The sequence below is a fragment of the Bartonella bennetti genome (genome assembly GCF_045945445.1).
In the GTDB taxonomy this organism is placed as follows: domain Bacteria; phylum Pseudomonadota; class Alphaproteobacteria; order Rhizobiales; family Rhizobiaceae; genus Bartonella.
This window is the reverse complement of sequence record NZ_CP174576.1, coordinates 318,673-333,119: the sequence shown is the minus strand read 5'-3', so window position 1 is coordinate 333,119 and position 14,447 is coordinate 318,673. Positions and strand designations below refer to the sequence as shown.

General features: G+C 37.6%; 9 protein-coding genes. 1 reads left to right on the top strand and 8 read right to left on the bottom strand.

The features are described 5' to 3' along the window. The first annotated feature begins 398 nt into the window (after positions 1–398). Positions 399–3,158 (top strand): autotransporter outer membrane beta-barrel domain-containing protein, encoded by a 2,760-nt coding sequence (locus ACJTDF_RS01295; protein WP_407965811.1) that lies wholly within the window; start codon positions 399–401, stop codon positions 3,156–3,158. Between the two features lie 209 nt (positions 3,159–3,367). On the opposite strand, the gene ligA is transcribed toward ACJTDF_RS01295, so the two are convergent. The 8 genes from ligA to ACJTDF_RS01255 form a co-directional block, all read right to left on the bottom strand. Then, positions 3,368–5,524 carry an NAD-dependent DNA ligase LigA gene (ligA, locus tag ACJTDF_RS01290; protein WP_407965810.1) on the bottom strand — a complete coding sequence of 719 codons (2,157 nt, stop codon included), beginning with the start codon at positions 5,522–5,524 and terminating at the stop codon, positions 3,368–3,370. Positions 5,525–5,630: 106 nt separating this feature from the next. After that, positions 5,631–7,298: a DNA repair protein RecN gene (gene recN, locus ACJTDF_RS01285; protein WP_407965809.1), complete on the bottom strand. Its 1,668-nt coding sequence runs from the start codon at positions 7,296–7,298 to the stop codon at positions 5,631–5,633. A 6-nt stretch (positions 7,299–7,304) separates the two neighbouring features. Beyond that, positions 7,305–8,198, bottom strand: a complete 894-nt coding sequence (locus tag ACJTDF_RS01280) for an outer membrane protein assembly factor BamD (protein ID WP_407965808.1) — start codon at positions 8,196–8,198, stop codon at positions 7,305–7,307. 162 nt (positions 8,199–8,360) lie between these two features. Continuing rightward, positions 8,361–9,230 carry a UDP-3-O-acyl-N-acetylglucosamine deacetylase gene (lpxC, locus tag ACJTDF_RS01275; RefSeq protein ID WP_407965807.1) on the bottom strand — a complete coding sequence of 290 codons (870 nt, stop codon included), beginning with the start codon at positions 9,228–9,230 and terminating at the stop codon, positions 8,361–8,363. A 206-nt stretch (positions 9,231–9,436) separates the two neighbouring features. Then, positions 9,437–11,182, bottom strand: coding sequence for a cell division protein FtsZ (ftsZ, locus tag ACJTDF_RS01270; RefSeq protein ID WP_407965806.1), 1,746 nt, complete (start codon positions 11,180–11,182; stop codon positions 9,437–9,439). A gap of 65 nt (positions 11,183–11,247) precedes the next feature. After that, a complete protein-coding gene (gene ftsA, locus ACJTDF_RS01265; protein ID WP_407965805.1) occupies positions 11,248–12,543 on the bottom strand; it encodes a cell division protein FtsA in 1,296 nt (431 codons plus the stop codon). Continuing rightward, positions 12,540–13,448: a cell division protein FtsQ/DivIB gene (locus tag ACJTDF_RS01260; protein WP_407965804.1), complete on the bottom strand. Its 909-nt coding sequence runs from the start codon at positions 13,446–13,448 to the stop codon at positions 12,540–12,542. Before ACJTDF_RS01260 ends, ftsA begins: the two co-directional genes overlap by 4 nt. Next, on the bottom strand, positions 13,436–14,356 hold the full coding sequence (locus ACJTDF_RS01255; protein ID WP_407965803.1) for a D-alanine--D-alanine ligase: 921 nt from the start codon (positions 14,354–14,356) through the stop codon (positions 13,436–13,438). The genes ACJTDF_RS01260 and ACJTDF_RS01255 overlap by 13 nt, the downstream gene beginning before the upstream one ends. Positions 14,357–14,447 lie beyond the last annotated feature (91 nt).

Here is a 14,447-nt window from a genome sequence, read left to right as displayed (position 1 = left end):
AAAATTGTAGTGTGTTTTTTCCTTAACTTAATTTAGCCATTTTTTTGTTAATACTTATTGTTATCAGTACGCTTATTCAGATTATAAAATTGTTAGCAAGTGTATCTTCATATTAAGTGTAGGATCTGATCCTATCTATTAAATAGTTTTCGTTTAGTAAAGGCGGGAGAATGCTTTAATGTAGTTGTGTATTAAACATTTATGATGTGCCTATTTATATTATATTTCGCGGGGTGATCGGGGCAATGTTTTAAATTTGTTTTGAGATGCTATTTTTCTTTCATATTAAACGTACTTTTTTTCTCTCATATTTATTTCTCATTTGTGTTTTAGCTAGCTCTGTTTTAGCTAATGCTAATAAACGGTGCGAGATAGTTGTTAATAAGCAAAAAAAAGTAATGGAAACAGTAGAATTGTTGGAAGGTACTTTCGTTGTAAGAATTTCTCTTAATGGAAGTAGTAATGACAAACCAGCAACTAAAACTGTAGAGAATGAAGAGCATACTATAGCGAATAGTGTGAGACGAAAAAAATTGATGATCTCTCAAGAAGCTTGTAAGCCTTACTCTAATAAAGATCATGGAGGAATTGGCATCTATTCGCTTGGTTGGCTTGATGCAAAAAAGATAAAGATTAAAGGTCCAATAAAGGAGGACAACAAAACTATTAAATATATTGGTGTGTATGTCAAAGAATATGGATCAGTTAACGCTGAGGAATTGCAATTAGAAAACTTAACAACAGGTCTTTATGCTTTAGAAAATAGTATAATAACCATGACGGAGGGCGCGATTAAGAATAGTCAGATTGCTGTTCACGCTTCTGGTGAAGCTGCTACAATTGAGTTAGAGAGTGTAGATATTACAGTAGCTGATGGGGGAATAGGTCTTTTCAGTCAAGGAGAATCCATAATTCAAATGGAGGGTAAAAGCCTTAGTTTTACGAAGGGTACTGCGGTTCGTATAGAGGAAGGAGAGATTTCTTTAGAAAAAGTTAACATTACTAACACGGTTACGGAAAATCAGGAGAGTGAGAGTAGTGATGTTGATAACGCTTTCATTGATATCTATCCAAAGAGTACTTTTAATATGAAAAATGGAAATGTTTTTCTAGATAATGCACATGGATTGGTATTCAACATTGAAAAAGGAGAGCAAGAAGAAAACAGCGCAGAAGAAAAAGTTACTCAAGTAAATATTGAAGGTGTAGATATTCAAGTAAATGGTGAACAATTTTATGGTGTGTATGTAAAATCTTCTGATGCTCAAACAATTGAAAACAGTACAAGTGATATAATTGTTTCTTTAAAGAAGGCAAAGTTTACTGTTCCTCAACATGCAGTTATTTATAATAAGGTTAATCAGAAGCTTATCTTTAATTTATCAGAATACACAGAACTCTCCGGTGATCGTTTATTAGAAGCTGATAAAGGGACTATAGACATTAAAGCTGATAATTCTCAGCTCAAAGGCGGTACTCTCATTACCGGTACAGCTAAAGTGAATTTCGAGTTGAAAAATAATTCAACCTGGACTTTAACAGAAACAGCAAGATTGTCAGATATAGCAAATAGCAGTAATTTTATGTCTGTTTCTACTGTGACTCTTGAAAATAGTAAGATTATTTTTAAAAAGCCAACATCTGATGTTTATAAAACACTTCGCATTGGAGATGGAGAAGGCAATGTTTATATTGCAAAGGATAATGCGCAGATCCATTTAAACACAAGTTTGAACCCTGATGGTTCGCTTGATAGTCAGAAAACTGATAGAGTTTTGATCCATGGCAATGTATCTGGTACGACCACTGTTTATGTTACTGGTCAAAATGGAAGTTCGAAAGGTGCTATAGGGGAGAACGGGAATACTCAGGGTATTTCGCTTATTCAGGTTTCCGGTACAGCACAAGAACATTCTTTCAAACTGAATGGTGATTATATTACAATTGGTGGTTCACCTTATAGATATGGTCTTTTTGCTTATGGTCCAGGTTCTTCTCGTGGTCAGGCTAATTCTCAGCAAAAGTTAGTTGATAGTGATGGAAGTAATTTTTGGGATTATCGTCTACAGCGTGAATATATTCCACCACCACCACCAGCGCCCAAACCAGTGCCAGCAAAACCGGAACCGGAACCATTACCACCATCACCAGCGCCGGCGCCAATGCCACCAGCGCCAGAACCAGGTCCAAGAGTGCCAGCAGTTGTGCCACAACTACCAAGTTATTTGCTCTTACCTCATGCTTTATTTCACGCAGGTGTGGTAGATATGAGCAATCAACACGAACTTTTGGAAATTATACACAATGCTTCCAATGAAGCTGATAACAATAGAAAGACAAGCTTTTTTATACGCGGTTATGGGAGTAATCATCGCTATACTTCAAATTTGTCTGTTTTTGAACATGGGTATGGAGCTGATCTTGACTATAATAGTATGACAGCAGGTGTTGTCTTAAAGACATTAGAGAATAAACAGAGTGCTTTGTCTTTTGGAATGATGGGGACGTATGGTAGGCTCTCTCTTCAGCCTCTTGCTGTTAAACAAAGTCAGAAGAGTGTTTTTAATAAATGGTCGGGCAAGCTTTATGCTCATTTACAGCATGATGCAGGCTTTTATGTGAATGGATTTCTCTCTTACGATCTTTTAAAGGGCGATGTTATAACCCTTGCTCGAGGTAAAACGGCAGCATTACAAGGGAGACTTTTGAGTACCTCTTTGATGGGAGGTCAGGCTATTATCACAGGCTATAATGGTTTTATTATTGAGCCGCAGCTTCAAGTTATTTATCAGTCTATCATGTTTGATAAAGCTCGTGATATTGATCGGTTTGATATTGAGCTAGGGAAGCATGATCAATTGATAGCACGCGTTGGTGGTTCTTTAACAAAGGCTGTTACTTCTTTTGAAAAGGCACGTGTCGTTTCCTTTTATGGCAAACTTCATCTTGCACATAGTTATGAAAAGAAGCGGATAGTATATTTTAAAGATGCTTTTCAGTTAGGTGCATTTGGTTCTACAGTTGAAACAGGTATGGGTGTTCATGCCCAATTATCTAATACTATAGCACTGCATGGCGATTTGTTATACAAACATAAATTAACCAAAGCTGGCTTTTCTGGTACAAGCATTTCTGGCGGTGTACGCTATCAATTTTAAATAAAAGAAAAGAATTACTTTTATATTTGAAACTTTTTGTTAGTTTCGTTAAAAAACTACAAAAATTGCTTGAATCAAGATTGATTTTGTATCGAAATGTATACAAAATATCAGCTAACTACAGATTTGCAAAAAGAAACGTGTAAAAATTCTATTAGTATTACAAATACATTATTTCTATATGGGAATTATTGTTTGAAATGAAAACCCTAAATATAATGTCCATCAATCAACTTGAGCCAGTTTTTTTCATCCAGAACCTCAATACCTAATTGTTGTGCTTTAGTTAGTTTCGATCCTGCTCCAAAACCTGCAACAAGGAGATCAGTCTTTCTAGAAATAGAATTGGATGTCTTAGCACCTAACCGTTCTGCTAAGAACTTTGCTTCATCCCTCGACATATGCTCCAAAGTTCCTGTAAAAACAATAATTTTCCCTACTATTGGCGAATAATCTATTGCCACAGGCATTTCATGAAGAGGAGTTACTTCTTTAAGCAAGGCCAATAAAACCTTGCGATTATGCGCCTCTTGATAAAAATCAATAATTGCTTCACCAACACGAGAACCGATTCCCTCAATATTGGTTAATTCGATCCACATCTCATTACCTTCAATGTTTTTACTACTCGGCATAATGGCTGACATCGCCGCGGTTTCAAAAGCAGCATAATTTTGGTAAGCACGAGCAAGACGTTGAGCATTAACCTCACCAATGTGACGAATGCCTAATGCAAACAAAAAACGACTTAAAGAAATTTCACGGCGAGCATTAATAGCATTATAAAGTTTACGAACTGAAACAACTCCAAAACCTTCCATATTTTCCAAACGTCTCAAAGAATTTTCTTGACGTCGTTGTAAAGTGAAAATATCCGCTGGCGAATGAATACAAAGCGTTTTATCTTGAATATGAAAGAAAAATTCCACTTGTTTTCTACCAAATCCTTCAATATCAAAGGCATTGCGCGAAACAAAATGGCAAATACGCTCAATTGCTTGCGCTGAACAAATAAGCCCACCCGTACACCGACGAATCGCTTCACCCTCTTCACGAACAGCATGACTTCCACAAACAGGACACACGTGAGGAAAAACAAAAGTAGGAGTATCTTTTGGACGCTTTTCAACAAGAACATCAACAATCTGGGGAATCACATCGCCAGCACGTTGTATAATCACAGTATCACCCACACGAATATCACGTCCTTCACGAATTAACTCACCCTTATGACCGATTCCTTTAATATAGTCTTCATTGTGCAAACTTGCATTTGTAACAACAACCCCACCTACAGTAATAGGTGTAAGACGAGCAACAGGAGTTAATGCTCCAGTTCGACCTACCTGAATATCAATATTTTCTAAAAGTGCTATAGCTTTTTCTGCTGGAAATTTATGCGCAATTGCCCAACGTGGCGAACGAGAGACAAATCCCAAACGCGTTTGAAGCATTAAATCATTAACTTTATAAACAATCCCATCAATATCATAATTTAATGATTGACGACATTTTTCAATAGAATGATAATATGAAATAAGATCTTCTACTTTTTCAAAAACCTTTGTTAATGGATTAATAATAAAGCCATATTCTTTAAGCTTTTCCATCATTTCTATTTGGCTTTCAGCAGGCATTTCACTCACTTCACCCCAAGCATAAGCAAAAAATTTAAGATTTCTGCTAGCGGTTATCTGTGAATCAAGCTGACGTAAAGAACCAGCTGCTGCATTTCTAGGATTTGCAAAAGCTAACTTCCCTTCTTTCTGTTGGCTAATATTGAGTAGCTGGAAATCTTTCTGTCCCATATAAACTTCACCACGAACCTCAATAATATCAGGAAATTTACCCTGTAAAATCTGTGGAATATCAGCAATTGTTCGCGCATTTGTAGTGACATTTTCACCTATGTATCCATTTCCACGCGTTATAGCACGTACAAGTTTTCCTGCCTCATAACGTAAAGATAAAGATAAACCATCAATTTTCGGTTCAGCTGTCATTTCTATTATCTGTGTTTCTGGAAATCGTAAAAAACGACGAATACGCTCAATAAATTCACTAACATCTTTAAAATTAAATGCGTTATCCAAAGACAGCATTGGCTGTGCATGAATAGACTTTTCAAACTTTTCAGAAATCGGCGCACCAATTTTAGATGAAGGAGAATCCGCACGAACTAATTCAGGAAAGAGAGCTTCAATTTCCTCATTACGACGACGGAGAGCATCATATTCTGCGTCAGAAATTTCAGGCTGATCATCACGATGATAAAGCACATCATGACGTGCAATTTCTTTTGCCAACCATTCCAACTCACCTTCTGCCTCAAGAGCGGTTAAGTTTTTAATCACATTTTTGTCCATAAATTCTATTCCAAATCTTGAGTGATGACCATACACAAATCCCACTGATTATTATCAAGAGAATCTAAATGAACATATGTGTGTTAGTATTTTCATTACTTCTTAATTATGCCTGTATTAAAAGCTTTTGGGCTGCTGCACGTGCTTCTTCAGTAACTTGTTCTCCTGCTAACATGCGTGCAATTTCTTCTGCGCGTTCATGATTTTCTATTTTATTAATACTCGTAAAAAAGCAACCTGTATCACCGCTTTCAACCTTTGAAATAAGAAAATGATTATGCGCTTTAGATGCTACCTGGGGTGCATGTGTGACAGAAAAAACTTGAATATTTTTTGATAAACGCAGCAACCGTTGTCCAATTGCAGCAGCAACAGCTCCACCAACACCTGTATCAATTTCATCAAACACCAATGTTGGTGCTGATCCACGATCAGCTAATACAACTTTCAATGCCAACAAAAAACGAGACAATTCACCACCAGAAGCCACACTTAATATCGGCCCTGCTCGTGTTCCAGGGTTTGTGCGCACCCAATATTCAACACGATCTATACCATCTGGGCTATACTTTTCAGCATCACTCTGCATTTCAACGATAAATTCTGCCTTCTCCAATTTCAAAGCTGGTAACTCATCCGTAACACTTGCAGATAAACGACGCGCTACTTCTTGACGTTTTATCGAAAGCGCTTGTGCTAATATGTCATAATCTTTTTGCGCTTTTCGAGCCTCAGTCTCTAAATGAACTAATGTTACTTGAGAAGAATCAAAATCAGCAATTTCAGCACACATTTTATCGCGTAACTGAGCAAGTTCATCTCCAGCAACATGGTATTTACGAGAAAAACCTCGAAGTGCAAAAAGACGCTCTTCTATTCGTTCCAATTCGTTAGTGTCAAAATCCAATGCTTGCATTGCAGATTCGATACCATCACGCGCCGTTGCAAGTGCATGCAATGCATCGTCAATAGACTTGACTACAGGTGTAAGTAAAGCCTGTGCTTCAGGAATTTTCCGCTCCAAACGTCTTACCAAATTGGCAAGAACAGGGATTGGTGATTTCGAACCTCCTAAAAGATCATCAGCCTCTCTAATATCCGTTGCTATCTTTTCTAATTTAAGCATATCAGCACGGCGAAGAGACAAAGTATCTTCTTCATCAACTTTGAAATCAAATTTATCAAGTTCTTCTACACTTGCACGAAGATAATCAACTTCACGTGCAGCATCCTCGACTTTCACACGTTGTTGTTGCACACGTTCTTTTAATGTATGCCATATACGATAGCATTCACGCAAATTTTCCACTTCACTTTCAAGACCACCAAAAGCATCTAATAATTGACGATGTGTACCAATATCAACAAACGCACGATCATCATGTTGCCCATGAATTTCAACCAACATACGGCCAATACTGCGCATCAATGCAACGCTAATCACTTGATCATTCAAAAAACCGCGACTACGACCATCACTCGACTGTACACGCCTTAAAATGATATCACCTTCATCATCAAAACCATTCTCATATATTAGCCGGCGCACAGGATGTGAAACAGGAACATTAAAAATAGCTGTTACTTGCCCCTGTGTCATACCATGACGCACAAGGGAAGAATCTCCACGTCCACCAAGAGCTAATGATAAAGAATCAAGTAGAATAGATTTCCCTGTTCCAGTTTCTCCAGTTAAAACTGACAAACCTTCTGTAAAATGAATATCAAGTTTTTCGATCAAAACAATATTATGAATCGAAAGCTGCACCAGCATATGAAATCAATTCACCTTGCTCTTATTACCACTCAAAGCACGAGAAATCCAAGAAGATTTATGCTCTTTAGGCGACATACTATTTTTTTGCAGTAAATCATAAGAAAATTTATACCATTTACTTTCTGGATAATTTCGCCCTAAAATGGCTGCTGCCGTCTGCGCTTCCATAGTTAAACCAAGAGCAAAATTAACTTCTGTTAATCGGAAAAGAGCTTCTTCAATTTGATTTGTATCTGGATACTCTTCAATCACAGTACGAAATCTTTTACTTGCTGCTAAATATTGCCGACCTTCTTCATAATAACGACCAATCTGCATTTCTTTACCAGCTAATTGCTCTCGACCAAAACGTATTTTAGCCTTAGCATCGCTGACATACTCTGATTGTGGATAGCGCTCTATCAAAAGCTGCATCGCAGCAATAGCACGCTTAGTATCCTGCTGATCACGTGTAACATCAGGAATCCGACGAAAAGAAGAGAGACCAATAATATAGTAAGCATAAGCAGAATCATCCGCTAGCGGATAAAGAGAAATATAATGCTGTGCCATACTAATTGCATCATCATACTTAGCCAACCGATAATTTGTAAAAGCACCCATTATTAAGGATTTACGACCCCATTCAGTGTAAGCATATTGTTTTTCAATAACAGAAAACTTTTTTGCTGCTTCACTAAGCCGCCCCACATCAAGATTAGCAAGCGCTTGATTATATAAAACATCTGGCGGATCTATTTTTAAAACATGCATAGATGGATCGAGGATATTTTTTCCTTTACCTAAACAGCCTGCTAAAAAACACATTCCTCCTAAAAGAATCCCAATAAAGACTTTGCGTACAATGGTCAATTTTCTATGCGCTATATTCCCAATATACGTATCAGGTTTTTTCATAGTTTCTCAGCCTCCAGAAAATGTCATTTTATAGAAAAATACTCTTTAAATTTTATATCATATCACTTTTAAACCAACTACCAGAATTTATATACTCTAAATCTATCATTCGCTTTTAAATTATATCAAACTAAAGTAAAGTTTTTAAATTTTATTTTTATTCTATTTAAACATTACTTTTTCGTAACACGATTCATCCTGTAAAACAGCCTTAACTAATTTTGAATTAAGCGCATGTCCACTACAATAAGAATGGAATAATCCAATAAAAGGTGCACCAAGTAAAGCAGTATCACCAATAGCGTCAAGCATTTTATGTCGAACAAATTCATTTTCAAAATAAGTGCCAGTTGGATTAATAATTTGATCATTAAGACCAATAATAAGAGAGTTTTCTAAAGAAGAGCCTATCCCTTTTCCAGAAGACCATAATTTTTCTACATCCTTAACAAAACCAAAAGTACGCGCACGAGATAAATCATCTTTAAACCCTTGTGCAGTAAGATCAAAACTCAAGTGTTGTTTGCCAATAACAGAAGTAGGAAAAGAAATTGTAACATCAAAACGACACCCATTAAATGGCAAAAATTCAGCCATACCATTTGCTGTTTCGACACGTACTAGTTTTTTTATAACAAAATAAGATCGCAATGCTGTCTGCTGGATGATACCTACTTTTTCAAAACCTTGACAATACTGCCATGAAGCACCATCCAAAATAGGCACTTCATTACTTGACACCGTAATGATGAGATTATCGAGATCATAAGCAGCAATTGCTGCCATCAAATGCTCAATTGTCTCAACTCTTATATCTCCATGTCCAAGTACTGTTGATAATTCAGTTGCTCCGATTTGTGATGCATGCGCTGGAAATATTTGCTCTTTCCCATCTATGCCATAACGCTTAAAAACAATACCACACTCAATATCAGCTGGATCAATCTTCATGACAGATAAATGTCCGCTATGAACACCACGTCCCTCAAATATTACTGTATCTTTAAGAGTCGATTGATATTTCTGCTCCAATTAATCATACCACTTCATTAATAATCTTAATAACTTTTTGGAATCCTCATAAAATTATCAAAAATTATCTTTACAATAAATAATAAACCCATCTAATAAGTGAGTTTATTATTTTCTATAAAAACTCCATAAGTTTCACTATAATAAAGCTTCCATTATATTATGAATAGAAATATAGAGCTTTCTTCTTTTAATTTTTCTATACATTAATTTGCTTGACGACGCAAAAATGCTGGTATTTCCAATTCATCCTCTTCATTGGCACAAATGTTTTGATCTTGCGGTGCATGTTGCTGTAACTCAGTAGAGTGACGCGGCATATAAACAGAAATATCTTGAGATAATTCCTGAGAATTTGCACTAGAAATATGAAAATTTTTATCCGAAGAAGAATTGACAGCAGGCTCTAACCGAGCTTCTGGTTCAGTTTCTTCACGATACGTCAAACTTTGTTTCAAACGCTGCCAAAGATTACGTGGTCCTTGATCGATACTAGAAAAATTTGCACTTTGAGTACGAACAGAAGATGGAAAATCTTTTAACTCAGGCATACGCACTGGCATCGAATAAGGTTGCGTTTGCGCTTGTTTTTTCTTCTGTTCTGCAATTCCAGTCTTGTCATCAAGAACATGTGCTGTTGCTTCCATACTCATTGCTTTAGCCACAGGCTGTTGAGAAACACAACCAACTTGCATACGTAATGCATTTGATGTCTTTCCATGTACATTTTGCCCATAAGGAGCGGTATTTACAGTCCGCGGAGTATATGCATCTGCACTCTGCACAAAAAATTGACTTTTGGGGCAAAATGGCTCTTCAATTGGCTGTTTCATTTCTACTTCTAGCGCTTCTATAACTTCCACCATTGCCTCAGAACGCAATGATGATGACTGAGAAGTAGTCTGCGTTACTCCACCATCATTTTTACGCATTGAAGCTGCAGGCCGATGAAATTTAGGATGTGTAGGCTGTATTACATCATTAATTTCACGATCAATACCAGTAGCAACCACCGATACACGAATAACACCCTCAAGTGACTCATCGTCAATGGCACCAAAGATAACATTTGCATCAGCATCAACTTCTTCCCTAATACGATTAGCCGCCTCATCCACCTCAAACAAGGTCATATCACGACCACCCGTAATGGAAATCAAAAGGCCGCGAGCCCCACGCATAGAAGTATCATCTAACAATGGATTTGCAATAGCAGCCTCAGCAGCAGCTAAAGCACGTCCATCACCAGACGCTTCTCCAGTTCCCATCATTGCACGACCCATTTCATGCATAACAGAGCGAACATCTGCAAAATCAAGGTTAATTAGTCCCTCTTTAATCATCAAATCCGTAATAGAAGCAACACCAGAATAAAGAACTTGATCAGCCATAGCAAAGGCATCAGAAAATGTTGTTTTCTCGTTTGCAATACGAAAAAGATTTTGATTCGGAATAACAATTAAGGTATCAACCGATTTTTGTAGCTCTTCTATGCCAGCTTCTGCCGTCTTCATCCGACGTGCACCTTCAAATTGGAAAGGTTTCGTCACAACACCAACAGTCAAAATACCTTTTTCACGCGCTGCATTAGCCACAACAGGTGCAGCTCCGGTTCCCGTACCTCCACCCATACCCGCTGTAATAAAAACCATATGAGAATCTGCAAGATGATCGATAATTTCATCGATACATTCATCGGCAGCAGCCTGACCAACTTCTGGTAAAGCACCAGCACCTAAACCTTCTGTTACTGCTGCACCAAGTTGGATCACACGTTCAGCTTTTGACATAGCTAAAGCCTGTGCATCTGTATTAGCAACAACAAAGTCAACCCCCTGAAGGCCAGCATTTATCATATTATTCACGGCATTTCCGCCACCACCGCCAACACCAAAAACGGTAATACGTGGCTTTAATTCCGCGATATCTGGCCGGTGCAGATTAATTGTCATGTTTTTTTCCTTCTCATAAAACACCGCAAGCCAAAGCGATGAAAATTAATACCCAAATAGACTTACTAAAAACTCTCACGCAACCACTGACCAACACGTTGAAAATATCCACCTGTGCCGGTTGATAACTGTCTCACTGTCGTGTGAATTATTTTTTCTTCAAAACCCGCTAGTTGCGGATAGATTAACAATCCAACGGCAGATGAAAACGCCGCTCCCTTTGCAGGAGCAGGAAGCCTAGAAACACCTAAAGGCCGCCCTATACGAACATTTCTTCCTAATATATTACGAGCCATCTCTGGCAACCCAGTTAACTGGCTTGCTCCTCCAGTTAAAATAATACGCTTACCAACAATATGACTGAACCCAGAACAATTCAAACAATCACGAATCATTTCTAATATTTCTTCAACACGCGCCCGAATAATACGACCAAGAACTGCACATGGATATTGAGTTTGCTCATTCCCAATTTCAGCAACATTAATCATATGATGAGAATCAGTACTTTCTGAAAGTGTTGAACCATATTTAACTTTTAAACGCTCTGCTTCTTCAATAGACATAGATAATCCCCGTGCAACGTCAAGAGTTATATGGTGCCCACCAACTGCAAGTGTACCTGCGTGAACAAACTTTCCTTCAGAAAATATTGAAAATGTTGTTGTTCCAGCACCAAAATCAATACATGCAGCTCCTAAACGTGCCTCATCATTAATCAAAACTGCGAGACCACTCGCAAAAGGTGTTGCGACCATCGCCTCAACGCTTAAATGAGCACGATTAATACAAGCTTCCAAATTACGTAAAGATGCTGTTTCTGCCGTCACAACATGCACATCCACCCCAAATAATTCACCTACCATTCCAATAGGATCAGAGATTCCTTTATCCCCATCCAATACATAAGATACCGGAACTGAATGCATAATATGCCGTTCAGCATCAAAAGCTTTACGCGAAACATTTGCCAATGCCATACGCATATCACGTGCAGTAACTTCACGCCCACCCAAATGTACTGTACCGTTAACAAAAGTACTTTTTAATCGGTGTGAGGAAAAATTTACAATAACTGAATCCACCACCAAACCAGCCATTTTTTCTGCAGCATTAACAGCTAAACGTATTGATTGCTCCGCTGCAAGCATATCCATAACAATACCAGATTTAATTCCACACGAACGCTGTACACCAAAACCCAAGACTTCCATAAAATGTGTACGACCATGTAAATGTTGCGGATACTTCAAAGGACGTAAACAAACAATAAGACAAACAACCTTACTTGAACCCACATCAAGAACTGTTAGAAAACGCGTTTTGCGCCCCCTCCCATGATGTGATTTCAAAAACATCATATACTCCTTTCTCTTAATTCCTTTAAAATACGTTCTTCTTCCATTACCGTAGCACGATGCCGTGCTAACACTTCATCTGATAAAGCAATCGTTATTCGATCAGAAAGACGTAAATCAATGCTTAAAGCGTCGCGAGAAAAAAGATCTTTTGCCGTATTCGTCTCAATAAGAGCAACAAGCCTTTCAATAGCGCCTTGTTCAGGCAACATAATACGGACCCCATTTTCTAAAAAAATATCCCAACGCCGATCACCTACACGCACATAAGCACGAATACGATTACGAAATTGCGAATATGTTGATAACGACTGAATAAACAACTTAGCTGCATTTTGCGCTCCCTGCCCAACAACAAGTGGTAAATTCTGAACTAAGCCTGCCTGAAATGGTAAAATAATACTCCCTGTATCATCAATCACATCCATTACACCATCATGTTGCCAAATTGCATATGGCTCACGCTCTACTATTGAAATACATATTCGGTTAGGATAAATTTTCCGAATATCAGCTGATTGAACCCAAATCTGTTGTTCTAAAGTAGAACGTGCTTTATCCACATCAAAGCTAATAATTGATGGATAACCATCAAGCCCTAAAAGCTTTACAACATATTGTTCCGTCATATTTTTATTGCCACTCATATCGACATGAGTAATCACGAAACCAAAATTCAATGTCACAAGTCTTATAATTTTGTTCATATGTCCGCTGAAAACAATTCCATAAAATAAGGAAAGCAAGAAAAAAGAAAAAACAGCAAAAGAGCCAAAATAACGCGGCACATGAATATCAACAAATAAAAATTGCAATATAAATCGGAAAAAACGACGATAAAAACGTGGGAAAATTGGCACTGATAGCCCCCTAAAAATTCCTATTTTACCAACATTTAACGCATACATGACGCGTCCTCCACTATCCATTTAACAATGTCGCTATAAGTACGACCACTTGCTTTTGCAATATCCGGCACAAGAGAGGTTGGCGTCATACCAGGCTGCGTATTAATTTCAAGCCAAATCAGTTCTTCCGTTTCTTCATTAAAACGAAAATCAGAACGACTAACACCTCGACAACCTATCGCTTGATGTGCTGCTAAAGATATTCTTTGCACTTTTTGGTAAATATTTAATGAAAGTTGTGCAGGACAAATGTGAATAGAACCACCAGACTTGTATTTTGAATCATAATTATAAAACTGGAAATGTTGATCAGGTATAATTTCACAGACATCTAGAACTTCATTACCTAAAACAGCGCAAGTAAGCTCCCGACCAGGAATATATTTTTCAACCATTACCTCATCTTCATGCATCCACTCAGAGCTTGCAATATTATGAGGTGGAAATGCTTCATCGCCACTCACAATAATAACGCCAAAGCTTGATCCTTCATGCACAGGTTTAATTACATAAGGTGGCTCCAAAGGATGTTTTGATCCAATTGCAAAACGACTCATCGTATAAGAAGGAGCAACAGGAACACCAACACTAGCAGCAATAATTTTTGCCCGTCCTTTATCCATTGCTAATGCTGACGCCATCACTCCAGAATGCGTATAAGGAATTTTTAAGTATTCAAGAATGCCTTGAATACATCCATCTTCACCAAATGAGCCATGCAATGCATTAAAAGCGATATGTGGTTGTAATTTCTCAAGAATAGAAGCAATACGGCTATCAACATCTACACGAGTTACATAATAGCCATGAGATTCAAGAACATCAGCACAAGCAGAACCAGAAGATAAACTTACAGACCGTTCTGATGAAAGCCCTCCCATCAACACAGCTATATGCTTACCTTTCATAACAACTTATCCTTCTTTATATACTAAATACAGAATATATAAAAATAAAAAATACTATATATAGGAAAGAACTAGATTTATCTTTGCGAAT